This window comes from Methylomonas sp. EFPC3 (genome assembly GCF_029643245.1).
GTDB classification, from domain to species: domain Bacteria; phylum Pseudomonadota; class Gammaproteobacteria; order Methylococcales; family Methylomonadaceae; genus Methylomonas; species Methylomonas koyamae_B.
Map to the genome: position 1 here is coordinate 4251030 of NZ_CP116398.1, position 20193 is coordinate 4271222.

At 57.8% G+C, this 20193-nt stretch carries 22 protein-coding genes; 2 read left to right on the forward strand and 20 right to left on the reverse strand.

What is annotated here, in order from left to right:
• The gene (locus tag PL263_RS19455; RefSeq protein ID WP_278210927.1) at positions 1-1533 is read right to left on the reverse strand and encodes an aromatic amino acid ammonia-lyase; all 1533 of its coding nucleotides are present in this window, start codon (positions 1531-1533) and stop codon (positions 1-3) included.
• A gap of 391 nt (positions 1534-1924) precedes the next feature.
• Between PL263_RS19455 and PL263_RS19460 the strand changes: the two genes are divergently transcribed.
• Positions 1925-4147, forward strand: coding sequence for a PKD domain-containing protein (locus tag PL263_RS19460; protein WP_278210928.1), 2223 nt, complete (start codon positions 1925-1927; stop codon positions 4145-4147).
• A 75-nt stretch (positions 4148-4222) separates the two neighbouring features.
• On the opposite strand, the gene PL263_RS19465 is transcribed toward PL263_RS19460, so the two are convergent.
• Genes PL263_RS19465 through PL263_RS19500 form a run of 8 tightly spaced genes read right to left on the reverse strand, consistent with a single transcriptional unit; the run spans position 4223 to position 10096 of the window.
• Positions 4223-5143, reverse strand: a complete 921-nt coding sequence (locus tag PL263_RS19465) for a hypothetical protein (RefSeq protein WP_278210929.1) — start codon at positions 5141-5143, stop codon at positions 4223-4225.
• On the reverse strand, positions 5140-5874 hold the full coding sequence (locus PL263_RS19470; protein WP_278210930.1) for a glycosyltransferase family 2 protein: 735 nt from the start codon (positions 5872-5874) through the stop codon (positions 5140-5142). Before PL263_RS19470 ends, PL263_RS19465 begins: the two co-directional genes overlap by 4 nt.
• Positions 5871-7547 carry an AMP-binding protein gene (locus PL263_RS19475; protein ID WP_278210932.1) on the reverse strand — a complete coding sequence of 559 codons (1677 nt, stop codon included), beginning with the start codon at positions 7545-7547 and terminating at the stop codon, positions 5871-5873. The genes PL263_RS19470 and PL263_RS19475 overlap by 4 nt, the downstream gene beginning before the upstream one ends.
• 4 nt (positions 7548-7551) lie before the next feature.
• The gene (locus PL263_RS19480) at positions 7552-8094 is read right to left on the reverse strand and encodes a hypothetical protein (protein WP_278210933.1); all 543 of its coding nucleotides are present in this window, start codon (positions 8092-8094) and stop codon (positions 7552-7554) included.
• Position 8095: 1 nt separating this feature from the next.
• Entirely contained in the window at positions 8096-8344 is a 249-nt protein-coding gene (locus tag PL263_RS19485; RefSeq protein WP_278210934.1) for an acyl carrier protein, read from the reverse strand.
• Positions 8345-8350: 6 nt separating this feature from the next.
• Positions 8351-8608 carry a phosphopantetheine-binding protein gene (locus PL263_RS19490; protein WP_140914219.1) on the reverse strand — a complete coding sequence of 86 codons (258 nt, stop codon included), beginning with the start codon at positions 8606-8608 and terminating at the stop codon, positions 8351-8353.
• Positions 8589-9383 (reverse strand): 1-acyl-sn-glycerol-3-phosphate acyltransferase, encoded by a 795-nt coding sequence (locus PL263_RS19495; RefSeq protein ID WP_278210935.1) that lies wholly within the window; start codon positions 9381-9383, stop codon positions 8589-8591. The genes PL263_RS19490 and PL263_RS19495 overlap by 20 nt, the downstream gene beginning before the upstream one ends.
• Positions 9368-10096 (reverse strand): beta-ketoacyl synthase chain length factor, encoded by a 729-nt coding sequence (locus PL263_RS19500; protein WP_278210936.1) that lies wholly within the window; start codon positions 10094-10096, stop codon positions 9368-9370. The genes PL263_RS19495 and PL263_RS19500 overlap by 16 nt, the downstream gene beginning before the upstream one ends.
• Positions 10097-10350: 254 nt before the next feature.
• Between PL263_RS19500 and PL263_RS19505 the strand changes: the two genes are divergently transcribed.
• Entirely contained in the window at positions 10351-11397 is a 1047-nt protein-coding gene (locus PL263_RS19505; protein ID WP_278209722.1) for an IS110 family transposase, read from the forward strand.
• Between the two features lie 370 nt (positions 11398-11767).
• Here PL263_RS19505 and PL263_RS19510 read toward each other — a convergent pair whose 3' ends face one another.
• The 11 genes from PL263_RS19510 to PL263_RS19560 form a co-directional block, all read right to left on the reverse strand.
• The gene (locus PL263_RS19510; RefSeq protein WP_278210937.1) at positions 11768-12559 is read right to left on the reverse strand and encodes a restriction endonuclease; all 792 of its coding nucleotides are present in this window, start codon (positions 12557-12559) and stop codon (positions 11768-11770) included.
• Between the two features lie 14 nt (positions 12560-12573).
• Positions 12574-13677 (reverse strand): ParB/Srx family N-terminal domain-containing protein, encoded by a 1104-nt coding sequence (locus tag PL263_RS19515; protein WP_278210938.1) that lies wholly within the window; start codon positions 13675-13677, stop codon positions 12574-12576.
• A gap of 287 nt (positions 13678-13964) precedes the next feature.
• Positions 13965-14612, reverse strand: coding sequence for a glutathione S-transferase family protein (locus tag PL263_RS19520; RefSeq protein ID WP_278210939.1), 648 nt, complete (start codon positions 14610-14612; stop codon positions 13965-13967).
• A 19-nt stretch (positions 14613-14631) separates the two neighbouring features.
• Entirely contained in the window at positions 14632-15027 is a 396-nt protein-coding gene (locus tag PL263_RS19525) for a nuclear transport factor 2 family protein (RefSeq protein ID WP_278210940.1), read from the reverse strand.
• A 220-nt stretch (positions 15028-15247) separates the two neighbouring features.
• Positions 15248-15607, reverse strand: a complete 360-nt coding sequence (locus PL263_RS19530) for a hypothetical protein (protein WP_140914226.1) — start codon at positions 15605-15607, stop codon at positions 15248-15250.
• Between the two features lie 33 nt (positions 15608-15640).
• Complete coding sequence (locus PL263_RS19535) at positions 15641-16060, reverse strand: hypothetical protein (protein ID WP_278210941.1); 420 nt, start codon at positions 16058-16060, stop codon at positions 15641-15643.
• 18 nt (positions 16061-16078) lie between these two features.
• Entirely contained in the window at positions 16079-17299 is a 1221-nt protein-coding gene (locus tag PL263_RS19540) for a beta-ketoacyl-ACP synthase (protein WP_347568955.1), read from the reverse strand.
• A complete protein-coding gene (gene fabG / locus PL263_RS19545) occupies positions 17296-18021 on the reverse strand; it encodes a 3-oxoacyl-ACP reductase FabG (RefSeq protein WP_278212897.1) in 726 nt (241 codons plus the stop codon). Before fabG ends, PL263_RS19540 begins: the two co-directional genes overlap by 4 nt.
• Complete coding sequence (locus tag PL263_RS19550; protein ID WP_278210944.1) at positions 18014-18463, reverse strand: 3-hydroxylacyl-ACP dehydratase; 450 nt, start codon at positions 18461-18463, stop codon at positions 18014-18016. Before PL263_RS19550 ends, fabG begins: the two co-directional genes overlap by 8 nt.
• Positions 18460-19641: a beta-ketoacyl-[acyl-carrier-protein] synthase family protein gene (locus tag PL263_RS19555; protein WP_278210945.1), complete on the reverse strand. Its 1182-nt coding sequence runs from the start codon at positions 19639-19641 to the stop codon at positions 18460-18462. The genes PL263_RS19550 and PL263_RS19555 overlap by 4 nt, the downstream gene beginning before the upstream one ends.
• The gene (locus tag PL263_RS19560) at positions 19622-20188 is read right to left on the reverse strand and encodes a DUF3261 domain-containing protein (RefSeq protein WP_278210946.1); all 567 of its coding nucleotides are present in this window, start codon (positions 20186-20188) and stop codon (positions 19622-19624) included. Before PL263_RS19560 ends, PL263_RS19555 begins: the two co-directional genes overlap by 20 nt.
• Positions 20189-20193 lie beyond the last annotated feature (5 nt).

A 20193-nucleotide genomic window follows, 5' to 3' on the forward strand; every position in this document is an offset into this window, starting at 1 on the left:
TTACGGATACAGTTGCCATTGCTGCTGCCGAATCGCGCTCAGGCAGCGGCGCAAATCGGCTTCCAGGGCCCGGTCGTCGGTCAAAAACGCTACGTGTTCGCGGACTTGGTGCAGGGTGGCTTGCAACATCGGTCCGCCGCGGTCCAGGCTACCGCGCAATTCCAAGGCCTGGCAGCTCGCGATCAATAACGCTGCCGCCACTTGTTCCGTCAGTTCCAGAATCCGGATGCAGTCGCGGGCGGCGATGGTGCCCATGCTGACTTTGTCCTGGTTATGGCATTCGGTGGAACGGGAGAACACGCTGGCCGGCATGGTCAGTTTCAAGGCTTCGGCGGTCCAGGCCGAGACGCCGATTTGCACTGCCTTGAAGCCGTGGTTCAAAGGCGCCTGGTCGCCGCAGGCGCCGCTTAGATTGGCCGGCAGGCCGTGGTTGAATTTGGGGTCGACCAGTTGCGCGAGTTGCCGGTCCATCAGGTCGGCCAAGTTGGCGACGGCGGTTTTTAAAGTGTCCATCGCCATCGCGATGTGGCCGCCGTAAAAGTGGCCGCCGTGCAGGACATGCTCGCCATCGGCATCGATCAACGGATTATCGTTGGCGCTGTTCAATTCGGTTTCGATCAGTTGCCGCAGCCAGGGCAGGGCGTCTTCCAGCGCGCCGATCACATGCGGCGCGCAGCGCAGCGAATAGCGGTCCTGCAAGCGTTTGTCGTTGCGCGGCGCTTCGCCGGTGATTTGCAGATCGGAGCGGACTCGGGCCGCAACCCGCATCTGGCCGGGATGCGGCTTCAACGAAAACAATTTGGCGTCGAAGTGGTAGGCGTTGCCCAGCAAGGCGGCCACCGTCAGGCTGGTGATGCGGGTGCAGAGTGCGGCCAGATAGGCGGCGCGGTCGAAAGCCAGACAAGCCAGGCCGGTCATAGCCGCGGTGCCGTTCATGATCGCCAAAGCCTCCTTGGGTTGGAAGCGTAAGGCTTCGATCTGCAATTCGGCAAACACCTCTGCGGTCGGGCGGCGTTGTCCCCGGTACAGCACCTCGCGCTCGCCGGCCAGCACCGCCGCCAAATAAGACAAAGGCGTCAAGTCGCCGCTGGCGCCGACCGAGCCTTCCTGCGGAATCAACGGCAAAACGTCGTGTTGCAGCAATAGTGCGATTTGTTGCAACAGCTTGAATCTGACTCCGGAATAACCTTGAGCCAGACTGGCCAGCCGTGCGGCAACAATCGCGCGGCTTTGTTCGGCGTCGAAGTGATGGCCCAAACCACAGCCGTGAAAGGTGTACAAATGAATCGGCAATTCTTCAACTCGATCGGCCGGAATGGCGACCGTGCAGGAGTCGCCGTAGCCGGTGGTGACGCCGTAGACGCAGCCTTCTTCCTGCAATAGCCGGTCGACGAAGGCGGCACCGCGGTCGATGCGGGCGGCAAAGTCCGGATTATCGCTTAACCCAGCGCCACGACGTTGGCGGGCCAGATCGGCGATGGATTCGATGGGCAACGGCGAGCCGTCGAACAGTACGGGCGGCAGTGGGGTCACGGCGTCGGTGTGCGATTCGAGTGGAGCCGGAAGCCGGCCGGGTAGCGTAAAGATGAAATGGACATGCCGGTTGCGTAAATCAAAACGTCCGGGATTTTCGCATATCCCGCGGCGGCGGGTTAACCAAGTTTATTCGTTGCTGAGCGCGGCTTTTTTGAAGACTGGCTCTAGTAATTCGCCAAGGTAGGTCTCCGGGTCTCGCTAAGTTAGAGCTACTTCAAAGAACGCCGGCGCAATGCTCGTAACAATGAGCCGTGCAGAAAGCAAACTCAGCGAGTTTAGCTTTCCGTGCATTCCATTAACTCGACGGCGATAACGCAAAGCCGTCACTGCAACAGGTTGGATCGGTTGGTGTGCCTGTTGCAGTTCATATGATATAAAGGTGACCGATATGAAAACGCTCAACAAGATTGCGGCGGGCATTTTTGCCATTGCTGCAAGCTCCGCCTCTCTGGCATTCGCCGCAGATACCTCTCAGTTGCTTGGCAAAGATCTCGACCAAAACCGCGATTTGGTCAATAGCGTCATGCATGGCCGCAACTACATGGTTCAAGTCGATCAGGCCGGTAAAATCAAACAAATCATCGATACCGGAGCCAACGGCGACGGCAGCGATCCGATGCAAGCGGCAAACGCCGGCGGCGCGGTGCTGGCCCAAGCCGCAGTAACTTCCGTCGAATTGCCGGTCAATTACGAAGGGCAACACGCCATCGATTTTTTAGGGGCCGAATTGGCCAAGGTGGCTGACGGTTACGGCCTGACACCGGACAAATTGCGGGAAATGCTACTCAGCGACGATTCGTTGCGGGTCGATGAGAACAATCGGATGTTTTACGTCGACCAAGATGCCGGTAATCCCGGCGCGCACGAACCCGAAACGGCGGGCGGTGCAACCACAGCGACGACCAGCAATACCACGGTGCCGATCGCTTCTACCGCGCAGCTGGCCAATGCCTTCAAATTGCATAGCAAACCGGGCGCGAGCAAAACCATTTATCTTAATTTCGTCGGCTACACCGCCAGCAAAACCGCTTGGAGCAGCTCTACCATCACCGCGCCGGCTTACGACTTGAGCGGTAACCCGGCGGTATTCGACGACAACGAACGCAGCAATATCATCAGTATCTGGAATCGGGTGGCCGAGGATTACATTGCCTTCGACGTCGACGTCACCACCGAGCCGCCCAGCAGCGACGCGCTGCTCCGCACCAGTTCCGCCGATACCAGTTACGGCACCCAAGTCGTGATCACCAAAACCGGCACCATCAGTTGTAACTGCGGTGGTGTCGCCTACGTCGGCGTGGTATCGATGGTGAATAACACTTACTACCAACCGGCATGGGTGTTCCAACAATCGCTGGCCAACAATGAAAAATACATTGCGGAAGCGATATCGCATGAAGCCGGCCATACCCTGGGCTTGTTGCATGACGGCCATAATTCCGGGACCACCACGGTAGGTTATTACAGCGGCCACGGTACCGGCGAAACCGGCTGGGCGCCGATCATGGGGGTTGGTTACTACAAAAATGTGACTCAGTGGAGTGCCGGCGTCTATCCTGGTGCCAATAACCAGCAAAACGATCTGGCGGTGATGGCATCCGCCGGATTTAATGCGCGCATTGATGATTTCGGTAATCTTTTCGGCAACGCCAGCTCGTTGAACAATACCGCAACCGGCGCCACAGCAAATATCAGCACGTTCGGTGTGATCGAAACCGCTGCCGATATCGATATGTTTATCGTCAATACGGCCGGCGGATTGGTGAATCTGAGCGTGAAACCGGCGGCGAAAGGTCCGAATCTGGACGTTAAAACGACGCTTTACAAAGCCGATGGCAGCGTGGTTGCGACCAGTGCGTCGGAAACCTCGTTGGCGGCAACGATCAACAGTACGGTACCTGCCGGCGTTTACTATCTGGCGGTTAGTGGCAGCGCTCATGCCGCTGCCGGTACCGATTATGGCTATCCGACCTACGCCAGCTTGGGCCAATACAGCATCACCGGCTCGTTCCCGGTTGCCAATGCCGGCGCCGCCGCACCGGCTGCGGTGATCGATGCTTCCACCTTGAGCGGGCCTAGCGCATTGACCGTCAATTTCTCGGCCAACAAATCCATCGGCAACGGCAATATCGTCAAATACCAATGGAGCTTTGGCGACGGCGGCAGCTCCACCAGTGCCAACCCGGTCTATATCTACAAAACCGCCGGGACCTTTACCGCAAAACTGACCGTAACCAACCAGTACAATTTGACCGATACTAAATCGGTGCAAGTGGTTGTCATCGCGCCGGCAGTGAAATCGGTATCCGTTGGCTCCGCCAGTTTGATGGTTGCCAGAGGCTCCACTGCTACCGGGATGATTTTGCTCAGAGTGGTTGATGCCCAAGGCCGTCCGGTGCCGAATGCGGTGGTAACCGGCACCTGGTCGGGTGCGCTGTCCGGTTCCTCGGTTGCTAAAACCGGAACCGACGGTATCGTGTTTCACACCTCCAAACCGTCGAGACAAGTCAGGGCGGCATCCGGCGTGTATACCATCAACAGTATTTCCGCTCCCGGTTATACCTATGCCCCGGCGAAAAACTTTAGATCGGTATTTACTCTGACCTGGTAACGACACCGGGTCCGGTTTCCGCCGGCCCGCTGGGAAATACAGCGTAGGCCGCCGTTCTTTTGAACGGCGGCTTTTTTATGTCTGCCAGAAATCGTAGAAATTGAACCATTGCAACGGCGCTTGCAATGTATGCTGTTGCAGCCGCTGCGCATAAAGTGCGGCCGCTTGTTGGATAACGGCATCCCGCTGTTCGCGCCGCCAACTCAACGCATCGCCGATTCGTTCGAACACGATTTGGTGTCTGCCCTTGCACTTGACGCAAAACAGGTAATACACCGGGCATTTCAACAGGCCGGCCAATACGAACGGCCCGAGCGGCAATCGGGCCGGCGCCCCCAGGAAATCGACGGTCAGGGTACGGCCGCCGTTGACCGGCGTGCGGTCGGCCGCAATCACCACCAGTTCGCCCTGTTCGATTTTTTCCGCCAGCAGCATGGCCGTGGCGGCATTGATTTCGGTGACTTGCAATAGATTCATCGCACTGTCCGGGTTGTAACGGCGGAGCAGGCGATTGAATTTTTCGGCGTGCTTGGTATGTACCAATACCGTGATCTTGACGGCAGCGTCGCGGTCGGCCATGACCCGGCATACTTCCGGATTGCCCAGGTGGTTAGCCAGCAACAAGGCGCCACGGCCGTCGGCAAGGTCCGCCAATAGTTGTTCGCGGCCCGAGAATTCGACATCGTTTACCGCGATCAGACCCGACCAGGCCGCCAGTTTGTCGATGATGGCGTTGGCGAAGCCGAGGAAGTGGCGGTAGCTATCGAACAGGCTGCCGGATAGCTTCACCTCGGGCTGGAAAGCCGCCAATCTAGCCAAGTAATCGCGGCTGGCGCGTCTGGCCGCGGAATTTGCCAGCCAGTAATAGGTCACGACCGGGTAGAGAAAGACTTGCAGCATCTGCCGTCCGCACAGTCGGTAGACCGCAAACAACAGGTGCATACCCCAAGCCAGGCTCCAGTCCCGCATTTGCGACCAATGCCGCTTGGTTCTCATCGCCAATGCCGCGCCAGCAGGCGGGGGAGACGAAGCAGCATGCCGCAAAACAGGCGGGCGTGGGCCGCCGAAATCTTCAAGTTGTCCCGCCATAGATCGAAATGCGAAACGCCGTCCAGGGGGTAGCGAACGGCGGTCGCCAGGTTGACCGCCTCCAGTCCTTGCCAGTACAAGCGCACTACGATATCGATATCGAACGCCATGCCGGGCGCCAGCCGGCTGCCGGCCAGCAATTGCCCGACCGCCGCCAATGGATACAGGCGAAAGCCGCACATGCCGTCGCCGATAGCAGTCGACAAGGTATTGACTGCGATCCAGAAATTGGTGATTTTTCGGCCATGAACCCGACTTTTTGGCGCGTCGCTCTGGTATTGCGGGGTTCCCAAGATCATTTTTTCCGGATGTTGGCAGCCCAGCTCCAGAAATTTGGGAATATCGTCCACGTCATGTTGGCCGTCGGCGTCGATTTGCAGCGCATGACTGAAGCCCTGGGCGATGGCCCTTTGAAAACCGTCGACTACCGCCGCGCCCTTGCCGCCGTTACTCGGCCGTTGTAGCAGAGTGATCCAACTGCGGTGTCGGGCGGCACACTCGATCAGTACTTGCCGGCATGCCGGACTGCTACCGTCGTCGACCAGAATGCAAGGTAAACCGAAGCGTTTCAATCGCGCCAGCAACGGCACGATCGCACGTTCGTGGTTGTAAACCGGGATGACCAAACAGGTATTCATGATGGGTCCGCTGCGTATGTCAAACGGCCGGAACTATAGACTTGTTCGGCTTGGCTGAATCGGAAATTCAATTTGTTGCTGTCGCGGCGCCAGTCCAGCGTTAATTGCAATTCATAATCGGGACGGACCGGTTTAGCGAACTTGACGGCTTCCAAACGGCTAAACGGCGCGTTGATGTTAAAAAGTTGTTTGCCGAAATGCTCGGCCCAGCCGATCTGCACCACACCGGGCAGAATCGGATAACCCGGGAAATGGTCGGCAAAATAGCGCAGCTGGCGCGGCACTTTCAAACCCAGCACCACGGTGTCCGGCTGCAAGTCGGCGGTTTGCAACAGCGGCATGCGGTCGTTGCTCTGTAACAAGGTTTGCAGCAATTGGCTGTCCAGTTTGGCTTGCACGGTGGTCGGCATGGCGGACAGAAATAGCCACTTGCGTGGAATCAACACCGCTTCGAACCACGGCTGCAAAGCTTCCTTCAGCTTGCCGATCAAGGCTTTACGGCCGTGGGCGGCCATCGCCGCATTACCGGCTGCGGACAGTACCGCACAGACCGCCAACTGGTCGCGGCTGCCGGCCAAAGCCAGGGCATGGACTTCGCTCAGCCAGGGGTTATCCGCCAAATGCCGTTCCAATTCGGTTAGAGACAAGCGTTTTTCTTCGATTTTGACGATACGGTCGCGGCGGCCGTGCAACAGGAAACGGTCCTTGCTTTGCAAATCCAGCCTGTCGTCCAGCTCCAGTGCGTTCTCATCCGGCAAATAGGGTGAGCTCAGGTAGGCCTTGCCGTCGGTTAGTTCGAGACTCAGGCCGTCGAACAATTGCCAGACCGGATCGGGATAGCGGCGCCAGGCGATGCCGCCGGTTTCGCTGCTACCGTAGATTTCCAGCGCCGCCCGGCCGCAATGGCGCTTAATCTGTGCGGCGGACTCGGCCGGAAGCGGGCCGCCGGAACTGAAAATGGCGGAAAGCCCGGCCAGACTGGGCCACGGCGCATCGGCCGCCAGCCGCTTCAAATGGGCCGGGCTGGCGACCCAGCAGGCCGGACCGGCTGCGGCTTGTCGAGCCAGATGTTCGGCATCCAGCGCCGTTTCGCTGTGGAAGGTGCGGCCGGCCGCTAGCGGCCACAACACCCGGAACAGCAGCCCGTAAATGTGTTGCTGGCTGACCGTTGCCAGAATCCGGCTGCCGGCCAAATCCCGGCCCCAAAGCCTTTCCAGCGTGTCGACTTCGGCTTGCAACTGTCGGAGGGATTTGCTTATCGATTTGGCCGCGCCGGTCGAGCCGGAGGTGAAAATCGCCAGATTGTTCGCGTCCGGCTGCAGACGGCCGAAAACCGGCATGCTCCCACGCTCTTGGTCTAGCCGATAATCGAAGCCGGCTTGCCAGTCGCCGATCAGCCGGCAGCCGGCCTGTTGCAGTTGCTGCGCCGTGCCGGGCCGGTTGTTGGCGGCGAGCCAGACCTGCTTGCCGGCGTGCCACAGCGCGCACAACAACACCGCAAACGGGTAGGCGTCGTGGCAGAACAAGGCATATTTTTGCCTGTTTTCAGCGGACAACGATTCCCGCCAGTCATCGACCGCCGCGCGAAATTCGGCGAAGCTGTAATCGCGGCCGCCGTGTCTGGCAACGGTTCCGCTCCGCTCGGCACTGAGTAAATCGGCCAGCGCAATCAAGAGCTTATTCCGGTTTCAGCGTGCGCAGCCTGACCCAATATTCGCCGGCAAACAGCAATCCCATCAGCAGGTAAGCGATCAGGCCGTTGTATAGGCTCCAAAACTGGAAACTGCTCCACAGCGCGGTCGCCGCAGCGATGCCGCCGTTGATGATAAAAAAGCCGCACCAGACCTGGGTCACGCGCCGGGTATACGACACGCCTTGCGCCGGCAGATCGGGTTGCTTCAACCGGGCCAGACGTTCGACGATCGAAGGTGGATGCAACAGGCTGGCGCCGAAAATGGCCAGCATCACCGCATTCACCAGCGCCGGATAAAAGCGCAAGGCCACGGCCTGATTGCTCCAGATTGCAAAGCCGGCGTAGGCCAAGCCGGCCAGCAACAATGGTTTGCTCCAGTCAGCGCGGATCAGGGCCAAGCGCAACAGCAACATCACGGCGAGCGCCAGCGCGATGAGCCGGGGTTGCAGGTATTGCAGGCCGAAATACACCGCCGCCGGATACAGCGCGGTTAACAGGCCGATCAGCGCATTCAAGCCCGGCGCCATCTCAATCCTGCATCAGGCGGTGGACGGCCTCGACCACGTCGCCTATGGTGCGCGCGGTTTTGAAATCCTCGGGTTTCACCATTTTGCCGGTGAGTTCTTTCAGGCGCACAATCATGTCGACCGCGTCGATACTGTCGAAATCCAGGTCTTCGTAGAGGCGGGCTTCCGGTTCTATGCGGTCTGGATCCATTTCGAACATTTCCACCATGATGTCCTGGATGGCGGCCAAAATTTGTTCACGATTTTTCATAAGCTGTTAACTGCGCGCGGAATCGATAAATTGAGCCAGAGCCGCAACCGACGAAAAAATCTGCGCCACGTCGTCCTGTTCGGCGTCGATTTTAACCTGGTATTGCTTGCGGATCGCCACGCCCAATTCCAGGGCGTCGATCGAATCCAGCCCCAGCCCGCCGTTAAACAGCGGCGCCGAGCTGTCGATGTCGGCGGCGTCGATGTCTTCCAAAGCCAGCGTATCGACGATCAGGCGTTTTAATTCAGTTTCGGTGTTGCTCATAAGCTTGGCGTTGTTCGGTGAAGTAATCCAGTAAAGTTTGGGTCAGCCGGCGCACCGCGATCGAGTGCGGTTGCAGTAGCCGGTACTCGCTCAGGTCGATGTCGTCGCCGACGTCCATCCGTAAATGAAACCGCCGCGGCGGAATTCGGTACCAGGCCAGGTTCTTGGTCAAGGTGCTGGGGGTGCAGGTCAAGGTCACCGGGGTTAACACGCAGTCGGCGGCCAGGGCAATCGCGGCGGCGCCGCGTTGGAAGCGGTAGGCCTGGTCCGGTACCGAACGGGTGCCTTCCGGGAACACGATCAAACCGCCGCCGCCGTTCAGCCACGCCGCACAATCGGCGATCATGGTCTGAGAATCGGCATTACTGATGTAGCCGGCATGCAGGATCGAGCCGCGCATGGCCGGATTGCGCCACAAGCTGGCTTTGACGATGCAACTGGCTTGCTTGATGCGGCTGAGTAGAAACACCACATCCACCAAGGTCGGATGGTTGGCGACGACCAGTTGGCCGGGACGATTCAGTTTTTCGCCGCCGCAGATTTGGTAACTCATCACGCCCAGCCGGTGCATCAAGCCGATAAAGGCATAAAAGCTCAGATGGACCATGGTTTGGGCGCGGCAGGCTTTGCGGCGGCGGTCGCCGGGCAGCAGCGCCAGCAACGGAAACACCACCAACCACAACAGCACACCGCCGAGGCCGAAACAGGCGAAGCTGATTGCGGTTGCCGCCAGTCGCCAAAGATAGTTGATGTTGTGACTCAGAGTTTTTGCCATTGCCAACCGCGGCCGCCGTTTCCCAAATGCAATTCGGATTGGTCGGCGGCCAGGAATTCGATAAAGGCCGGCAATTGTAGCGGTTGCTCGCCATCCTGACGAGTCGAGCTTGTCGGCGAAAACGCCAGCGCCAGACCGGGGCCGGTAAGCGCCAGCCGCAACGCAGCCGCGCAGGGAAACGGTAACGATGCCGCAAAACCGGTCGCAGGAAAGAAATCCGGCAATACTTCGTCGTAATACACCAGCAGGACTTCGCCGTGTCCGGCGTGTAATAAGCCTAGCGCTTCGATCAGGCCCGGTCCGAGCCCGCCGGCGCCGGGGGCGACGCAATTGATTTCGCAGCGGTTGGCGTAGGCGATTGAAAACAGGCCGGCAATCGCATTGTGTACCGACAGGCTGAACGCGGTCGGCGACAATTCCTCGCCGCGCTGCAGATCGTTCAGCATGTCCAGGCATTTGCCGATTTCGCCGTGCGACGAGCTGAACACGGCCGGCATTGGTTCGCCGGGCGTCAGGCATTGCTCGACGACGAACATCGCCGCCTTCGCCAGCGGGCTGAGCCGGCGTTGCAAGGGTTTGGGCGTGTATTGCAGCGGCGGCGGGGGTTGATGATCCGGCGGCTTCCGGCCGGCCGCAAATTGTTGCCAGTCGTCCTGGGTTTGCAAGCCCGGCGCCCAGGCGCTCCAACGGCGGATGATGAACGGGTAGGCCATGTTGCGGAAGTCGGTTGACGCTGGCGCCGAAGCGGCGGGGAGCAAATTATAATCGGGAACTGAACTACCGCGCGCGGGTCGCCGTTCAGAGGATTCGGAACGAGAGAATTTGGACGGGTGATGCAATACTAACCGAAGCCAAGGCCGAACGGTGTAATTGGGTAGGGCAATGGGATGGACTCCTCCCTCCTAGCGGCATCGGGTGCCAGAGGGATAGACTAAAGCTATCCGACAAGCGGAAGGAGGAGTCCGAGATGAATGTTAAACGTATAGGAATTGATTTGGCAAAACAGGTGTTTCAAGTGCATGGGGTCGATAGCCACGAACAGACCGTGCTGAAGAAAAAACTTAAACGCGAGCAAATGCTGCCGTTTTTTCGGGACTTGCCGGCGTGTTTGATTGGCCTGGAAGCCTGCAGCAGTGCCCACCACTGGGGACGAGAACTCGAAAAACTGGGTCATACCGTCAAATTGATTGCGCCGCAATTCGTCAAACCCTATGTCAAGGCGAACAAAAACGACGCCAATGATGCGGAAGCGATCTGCGAAGCGGTCTCGCGACCAACGATGCGTTTCGTAGCCATCAAGACGGTGGCTCAGCAAGACCTACAGGCCACGCATCGCATACGCAGTCAATTGGTCAGTCAGCGCACCGAGAAGGCCAATCAAATTCGCGGCTTGCTGGCCGAATACGGCATCGTCGTCGGACAACGCCTGGAAACCTTACGCAAAGCGCTACCGGGCTTATTGGAAGATGGTGACAACCACCTGACCAGCCACTTCCGAAGTTTGCTCAACGGTTTAAAAGACGATTTGATCGGCCTGGATGAGCGCGTCAAAGATCTGGATAAACGCATTCAACGCCAAGCCGATACCGATCCGGGCGCCAAACGTCTGCAGCAAATTCCGGGCATCGGCCCGATTACCGCCACAGCCCTGGTCAGCGGCGTGGGTGACGGCAAGCAATTCAAGCGTGGACGGGACATGGCGGCTTGGCTGGGCTTGACGCCAGGTCAACATAGCAGTGGCGGCAAGGAACGGCTGTTGGGCATCAGCAAGCGCGGCGATGCCTACTTGAGGACCTTGTTGATTCACGGCGCACGGGCCGTGCTCAAAGTCGCCGGGCAAAAAGACGATCCGCGCAGCCGTTGGCTGCAAACCCTCAGCGAGCGGCGTAACAAAAACATCGCCGCCGTCGCCTTGGCCAATAAAAACGCTCGAATTGCTTGGGCGTTATTGAGCAAGAACATCGACTACCAACCGGACCGAGACCGGCCGGCTGGGGAATCGGCTTGGGCCTGACAGTAAACTGTCACGCCCAAACCGATTGAGATAAAAGAGCAATCCACTCGATTGCGAAGCATCACCCTGATGGCAACCGGACGAACCGGCGCTGGTAAAACCTGACTATTGAGTTGTGCCCAAGAGCACGTTAGGGCGATAAGGAACCAGCGCGCGAATAGCCCATTATGGCCAGAGCCTATGATGCTCAAGTAAGGCCGGATATACGTGTGCAGTCGTACCTTTTACCAACAGAAGTGATTTGCTTGCAAAACGGGAGGAGTCCATATACGTCAATAAGCTAAGCCGTATTGCGCCGCAAGTTGGCTTTTAATTATGCGGCGTATTACGCTATCGCTAATACGCCTTACGCGGGCTGACATATTGATCCTCACTGACCAGAAATCAATTCGGTCTCAGAATCCTTAGGCAGGTCAAATATCTCATCCTCCAAAGATAGTTCTTTGACATAGTTTGCGAGGGTGCGACCATCCATGTGCCAAAGCCCTAACGCTCTTGCAAACTTCCTTGCACCGGGATCAAAGTCTGAAGTTGTCCAAAATGCGAACAGCGTTGGCGATAGGCGTAGTAGATCTCCTTGGAGTAACAATTCGTGGTGGCGAAGAATGGCAGCCCCTACAAACTCTCTAATGTTGACCTCCCGCACTAAGTTGCCAGCCTTATATCGCTTTGCCTGACCAATTACAGCAGCTTTGCAACCAACGGGTACACCCAACGCTGAGGGAACAATATTTATTCTGAATGCCTGAAAATCAATTCCACCATCAACGGTTTGCCGAGTTGCATGAGAGGTTTCGGCACCGAGTGCTTTTAAAATACGAGCACACACAAATTCAAAATTCGCAGGTGAAATTTTTCTCAAGTGCGATAACACTTCACGCGAGTTATTTTCCAGAGATTTTACGTACGGATTAGTAGGGTCATCGTCAATTTCGTAAATCGGCAATGTTCCATCTATTCTCCATTCAGCCGCTTCGTTTCTCAGAAGCTCGGCTATATGCTGTAAATTTTCCTCGACTAACTCATAAAGAGTAGTTTCAGAAATATTAGGCCAGTTCTTCTTTATTCCCGTGATGATTACTGAATCGAGAGAATTCCACGATGCTTCAATTAAGACTTCTTTTGCCCATCCAGCAAGAACTTGTGATGAAGGTTTAGCCATATTGCAATGCAAACTTAATTAATCAGCAACTTTCTATCATTCAGAGCTTGATTAATGCGTGCAACCAATTCCTCTAGGCTCTTGATGGTATTTTCATCCATGCTACGCAGAATATCTGGCGTTAATGACTTGATTGCCGAAGTGGCGGCTACTACTTTAGGGTACCAGTCTTCGGGATGATCAACTTCGTAACGTGCCAGGGCTCGTGTCAATGAACCTTCTGAGCCTCGAAGAATATTCAGCGCATTCTCATCACCAATAATCTGGGATAAGTCTCGAACACTTTTTGACTCTGGTAGCTTTGGAATTGGATCGTCCTCACTTTGAGGAGCCATCCAGCTATAAAACTCAGTTAACTTTTCTTCTTCTGTAAAACGCTCACTCTCATCACTCCAGCCCAGCCAGTTGCGAAGGTTTGAGCGCTTAAACACTTCCTCGAAATAGCTGTACATTTTTGGTTCGGCGTATTCACCATACTCCTCATCAATCTTCATTTGCTCCAAAGCCAAGAAACACTTATAAGCACTATTGGCGGCACGGGTTGAAAGACCAAGACTCTGTGCTGCTTCTTGCGGTGTCATACCGCTCTTTCTAAGTGCATGAACTGCTTTCGCTTTCTGATAAGCTCCCCATTGCTTTACCCCAGATACATGGCGTAGCCCCGGTAATATTAAAGTTGCAGTTGTAGTAACGGCAGAATCATCTAATAGTAGACATTCAATTCTTGTTAAATTCTCAAGCTTTTCATCATCAAACGTTTCCTTGCCGATGTCATGCAAATTTATTAGCCATTTAAGCGCAGTAACTCGACGGTTCCCTTCAATTACAACATATTTAAGTGGTACCTCTTCAGAATTACCTTTCCATTTGCGAACAACAATTCTATCCATGGGAAGGAAACCTATGGTTTTGATAGTATCGCGTAGTTCAGCGACATCAAAGAGAGGGTCCCTCATTTTGTCAAACGTATTGGCTTGGACCTTGATATCTAGAAAACGGCCCTCAGGAATAGGATTTAGCTCTTCGCCCAATTCAGAAAAACGTGGATTGTTGGGATCTAATAGTAAATCGGACAGAGTGACATTAATCGTAGTCAATAGATTGGAAAGATTTTTCATGGCCATATTCTGCAAGAAAGTTAGTTATTTTTGTAACTAAGGTTGTTATTAATAGCGTTACGTAAAAGCGGATAGAATGACGAAATTATAAACCATTGCAGTCATTTGAAATCAAAGCTCAATGCCAGTAACGGGCCGCTACCGACCACTCACCACTTCGCTCCAACCGTCGAATTTCTTTCGGCAGAATAAAACACCAAAATTCGGTATCCCGGACCGCGCTCCGGCTTTTAAATCAGCTTTGCGCTGCTTTTCACCGATAAAACGGCGCAGTTCCCAATGGTGCTTTACTCAAACGCGCTGATGACTTCGCTTTCCTGTTTGCCGGCTTCGATCCAGGCTTGCGCTTCCGGGCTGTGCAACACGGTTTGCACATAGGCTTCGGCGTCCGGGTTGGTGACCAACTGGTAGGTGTGGAAGCGGAACGCCACCGGTGCGTACATCGCGTCGACGATGCCGAAACGGCCGAACAGCCAGGCGCCGTCTTTGCCGTGCCGGCGTCGGCATTGTTGCCAGATTTCGCCGATGCGGTCGATATCCGGCTGCACCCCTTCCGGCAAGTGCTTCGCGGCCGGCGTGCGCCGACAATTCATGCCGCAATAGGTGCGCAATGCGGTGAAACCGGAATGCATTTCCGCCGCCAGCGAGCGCGCCAACGCCCGTTCGGCAAAATCGTCCGGCCAGCCCTGGGTTTGCGGGAAGCGTTCGGCCAGATACTCCAGAATGGCTAACGAATCCCAAACCCGCAGTTCGCCGTCCAGCAATACCGGGACTTTGCCGGACGGTGAGTATTGCAGGATTTTGGCTTTGGATTCTTCCTGGTACAGCGGAATCCGGATCTCTTCGAACTCGATATCGTGGTGTTTCAAATAAAACCAGGGCCGGAACGACCAGGACGAGTAATTTTTATTGCCGATAACCAGACTCAAACTCATATCGATAAGCTCCCGTGTATCAAGATTCCAATGATGCGCCGCGGGCCGCGGCCGCCGGGTCGCAATAATGCGCCATGACCCGGCAAATTTTACCGGCGGCGTCGATTTCCATCGTTTCCGCCGCCAGCAGGTCGTTCACGCTACGGTACAACAAGGTGACGCTACCGACACCCGGCAGGACCTGCAATAGCGTGAAATGCAATTCGGGGAATTTGGCCAGACCCTGGGCAAAATAGGCTGCCAAAGCCGGTTTGCCGCGCAGGCTGCCGTCCGCGATATCCATGAGTTTGACGATGAACGGGCTGCGAAACTCGATCGCGTCGGCGTAGTGTTCCATGATCTGCGCCAGGTCGCGGCTATTCCAGGCCTGGAGCCAGGCGTCGGCCAGTTTGTCGGCTTGTGGTTGGGTAAGCATGTGTTGAATCGTAAGTTGCCGGAGTGGTGGTTTGACGGCCGGACGGGTTCGGCGTCATCGTTTGCCGTTTAATTTAACAGCATTCCGGCTAACGGGAAAAGCCATTATGCCTATTCTCGCCGCTGCCGCTGTGGTCAGGTGCTACAGGCAATGCCGGCGCAACGGGCCGGCGGGCTTCGGTTCGCGGCCGGCGGCCGGGCCGGAACCGAAGCGGTGCGGATTATTCCTGTTTGTCGTTAATCAAGTCGTAGGTGATGTTCGGATTCAGACCCATCGGCCAGTAAATCAACGAGAACGGCGGCCAGAAAATGGAAACCACCCGGAATTTGGCGCGGAGCTTGCCTTCTTTCACCACCTTGCCGTCTTTCTCTAGCCGGTAAGGAATACCGCCGCCCGGCGGCATGCCGGCTGCGGTCCAGAAGAACGGCCGGGTCGTGACTTCGCCGTTGGCTTTAATGTCCACCGGTTGCGGTCGCTTGTACAGATACAATTGCGAGCCTTCCGGTACCTTGAAATGGCCGGTAGTGGTGCAGCCCACCAACAGGCTCAAAAACAGCGCGAGTACGATCTTGTTCAGCATGGTTGTCTCCTGGGTTGAATAAAACGTTACGGTTTATTTTCGGAATAGTTCTATCAGTAACGGGCGGATTTTGTTTTTGGTGCGGCCAACGGCGGACGGCCCCAAGCTGGCGTTATAGGAGGCCATGCCGATCTGGCGGCCGTCCTTGTTGACCGAGAATTCCGCCAGCGACAAATATACGCTAAAAGTCCAAAACCAATCCCAGGACCATTGCGCCTCGTAGCTCATCGTATACGGACAATCGCCGCCTTGGCCCAGCAGTTCGGTTTCGATGGCGTGTTCCGCCAACTGGGCGCGGACTTCGGGCAGGAAGTCCTCCATATAGGTTTTCGGATTTTCCTTGATGCACAGGCGGCTGATGGTTTCGGTGGCCGGCACCGGTTCGATCCGGATCACCGGCGAGGCACAACCTTGGGCGGCCAATACGGCGACCAATAAACTCAACTTTTTCATACGCTATTCCTCCACCGGTTAAAAACGTTTGAAAATCAGCGCCGTATTGATGCCGCCGAAGGCGAAGTTATTGCTGATCACGTACTCGGTGTCCACCAACCGGCTTTGGTCACGAATATAGTCCAGATCGGCGCAGGCCGGGTCGACCTGCTCCAGATTCGCGGTCGGGTGAAACCAGCCGGCGTTCATCATCATGATCGTTGCCCAGGCTTCCAGCGCGCCGCAAGCGCCCAGGGTGTGGCCGGTGAAACTTTTCAATGCGCTGATCGGGGTGTTGCCGCCGAATACTGCGAAGGTGGCGCGGCTTTCGGCGATATCGCCATGTTCGGTGGCGGTGCCGTGGGCGCTGATATAGCCGATGGCCGACGCCGGCAGGCCGGCATCCTGCAGCGCCAGCCGCATCGTGGTTTGCATGCTGGCTGCGTCCGGCTGGGTCACGTGCAGGCCGTCGGAGTTGGTGCCGAAACCTGCGACTTCGGCGTAGATATGCGCGCCGCGGGCCAGGGCATGCTCCAGTTCCTCCAGTACCAGCGTGCCGGCGCCTTCGCCGATCACCAGACCGTCGCGGTCGCGGTCGAACGGCCGTGGGGATTTGTCCGGTTCGGCATTGCGCAGACTGGTGGCGAACAGGGTGTCGAACACCGCCGCTTCCGAGGCCGACAATTCGTCGGCGCCGCCGGCCACCATGACCTGCTGCTTGCCGTATTTGATCGCTTCGTAGGCGTAACCGATGCCCTGGCTGCCCGAGGTACAGGCGCTGGAGGTGGTATACACCCGGCCGTTGATGCCGAAAAACAGGCCGATATTGACCGGCGCGGTATGCGCCATCATCCGGATGTACGAGGTGGCGTTGAGACCGTCGGTGGCGTGATTCAACAGCATATTGCCGAAATCGGCGATCGCCTCGAAACTGCCGGCGCAGCTGCCGTAAGCGATGCCGGTATTGCCGCTGCCCAGACAGGGGTGATCTAGCAAGCCGGCGTCGACCAAAGCCAGTTCGGTGGCGTAAGTCGCGAGCAGCGCTACCCGGCCCATGCTGCGGGTTTGTTTGCGGCTGTAGTGGGCCGGCCGTTCGAATTCCACCGGCGCCGCCAGCCGGGTATTCAGGCCCCGGTATTGGTCCCATTCGGCGAGGGCGCGTATGCCGGTACGGCCGCTTTGCAGATGCTGGGCTATCGTCGGCCAGTCGTTGCCGATCGGCGACAAACCGGCCATGCCGGTAACCACCACCCGCTTCAACACAGGCCTCCGTTCACCGCAATCACCTGGCGGGTGATGTAGCCGGCGTCTGCCGACAGCAGAAATGCCACCGCCGCGGCAACTTCTTCCGGGCGGCCGACCCGGCGCGCCGGGATCATTTGTTTGATTTCGTCCAGCGGCAAGGCTTCGGTCATGTCGGTGTCGATCAAGCCCGGCGCCACGCAATTGACCGTGATTTCGCGCTTGGCCAGTTCCAGCGCCAGGGCTTTGGTCGCGCCGATGATGCCGGCTTTGGCCGCGCTGTAATTGACCTGGCCGCGGTTGCCGATCAAACCGGAAACCGACGACAGGGTCACGATCCGCCCCGGTTGCCGCCGCCTGACCATCGGCATCACCAGCGGCTGCAACACATTGTAAAAACCGTCCAGATTGGTGCGGATCACGCTGTCCCAGTCCTCGCCGGTCAAGGCCGGAAAGGCATTGTCGGCACTGATGCCGGCGTTGCAGACCACGCCGTAGTAGGCGCCGTGGGCTTCGACGTCGGCGTTCAAAATGTCGGCGCATTCGCTGCGGTTGCCGATATCGAATTGCAGGATGCGCGCTTGCCGGCCCATCTGCGAAATTTCGGCGGCGGCAGCCTCGGCTTCGGCTCGCCGGCTGCGGCAATGCAACACCAGGTCGTAGCCGCGCCCGGCCAGGTAAAGTGCGATGGCTTTGCCGATACCGCGGCTGGAGCCGGTGACGAGAACAGTGTTATTCATCGGGTAAGGATTGGTCGGATCGAGGTTGGTAGACATTCAGCTTGGCGCTGATTTCGATATTGTCGCCGCTAACCCGGCAATCGAAAACGCCTAATTGCTCGTCCTGTACGATTTTTTCGATCGTCACGGCCAGTTCGCAGCCGACCGGCAATGTGCCGACATTGCTTTGCAGCAGGCGGCTGCCGAGCAGGAAACCGAGACGGATCGGCTGGCCGGCCTGTTTGGCTTGCAGGCCGACATAGGCGCCGATGGCTTGCGCCATGTATTCCAGCGCCGCCCAGGCCGGTACCGCGCGTTCGTCGCCGAACAGCAGGCCTTCGCCGCGCACGGTCAGCACCGCGCTGAGCCGGTCCTCTTCAAAGCTGACTACCCGGTCCAGCAATACCATGTCGCCGGTATGCGGCAATAACTCGGCGATGTCCCAATCGGTCACGGCTGTCATGCCTGCGCGATCACGATCGAAACGTTGCTGCCGCCGAAGGCGAAGGAGTTGCTTTGGCACACTGTTAACGGCCGGCCCAGGCTCTGGCCCGGCGCCACCCAATTCAACGGCGGCAGGTCGGGGTCGATATCGTCGCCGTTGATGTTGGCGATCAGGCGGCCCTGAGCATCGTTGCTTTGCAGTAACAACCAGCAAAAGCCCAGTTCCAGCGCCGCCGCCGCGCCCAGGGTGTGGCCGCTCATGCCTTTGCTGGAACTGACCGGCGTGTCGGCGCCGAACACGGCATGTACGGCCTTGCTTTCCATGGCGTCGTTCAACGGAGTCGCGGTGCCGTGCAGATTCAGATAATCGACTTGCGCCGGTGTCAGGCCGGCCTGGTCCAGCGCGGCCCGCATCGCGGTTTGCACGGCGGTGCCGTCCGGATCGGGGGCCGAGAAGTGGTAGGCATCGCTGGTCGCCGCCACGCCGCGCAAGCAGACCGGCCCCGGCTGTTTGCTCAGGATGAACAGTGCGGCGGCTTCGCCGATGTTGATGCCGTCGCGGTGGCGGCCGAAGGGTTTGCACAAGCCGGCGCCGACCGATTCCAGCGCGGCGAAGCCGTTGACGGTCAAGCCGCACAGGCTGTCGGCGCCGCCGACGATCACGGCGTCGCACAAGTCCATCGCCAGCAGCCGTTGTGCCGAGGCAAAGGCCTTGCCGCTGGAGGCGCAGGCGCTGGACAGGGTATAGGCCGGTCCGCGGACTAGCAGATATTCGGCCAGAAAATCGGCGCCGGCCCCCATCTGCTGTTGCTTGTAGTGGTAAGCGGGCGGCAACCGGCCGTACTCGGCCTGATAAGCCAGAGCCAGTTCGGTATTGCGGACCCCGGAGGTGCTGGTGCCGAGGGCGATGCCGATCCGCTCCGGGCCGAAGCGTTCGCGCATTGCTTCGATGCCGGGGCGAATCTGTTCTGCCGCGGCCAACAGCAGTTGGTTGTTGCGGCAGGCGTACACGGCCAGTGTGTCCGGTATTTCGGGTAGCGGTGTTGTGACTGCGCCCAGGTACTGGCTGCGGCCCGGGCTGAATGCGTCGCTCGGTTGCAGCCCGCCGCGGTCGCCGCGCCACAAGCCGTCAAGAACCTCCTGTTGGCCGCTGCCCAATGCGCAGAGGATGCCTAAGTCATTCAGGTAGCAGTTCATAGCTCAGGGTATCGATGGTCAAGCGATAGCGGTAGCGCAGGTTAGCCAATTCCGCGTGCCGCGGCCAATCGGCTTCATTGGACAGATAAACGATTTCGGCGATTTTTTCCGCGTCTTGGAACAGTTCGCGGCGGTTGGCATCGGTTTGCAGATGCCAGCCGGGCGGGAGATTGTCTTGCAACAGCGCGACAGGCCAATAGATCAATTGCATATCGGCGACGATGGCGCGCGGGTCGACCGCATCCGGCAGCAACGGATTTCTATCCAATGCCAAGTTTTCGCCGTCGTAGCTCAAATTGAACAAACTCAGACCGTCTTTGCTGGTGCCGGCCATTGCGATGCGTTCAGCAGTCAATTCCAGTGCGCAGAGCAGGCTGTCGCTGCCGCCCGGCCAGGTCGCGGTCACCAGTTGCAGGATGTGTCGGGCCGGGCCCAACGGCGGCGCCAAGGTTGGCGCGGCGGTATCCGCTGCCGGCGGCACCGGTGCGCATGCTGCGGCCAATATCAGGGTAAAAGCGGCCGGCAGGCCGCGGCGGAGGGCTTGCAATACCG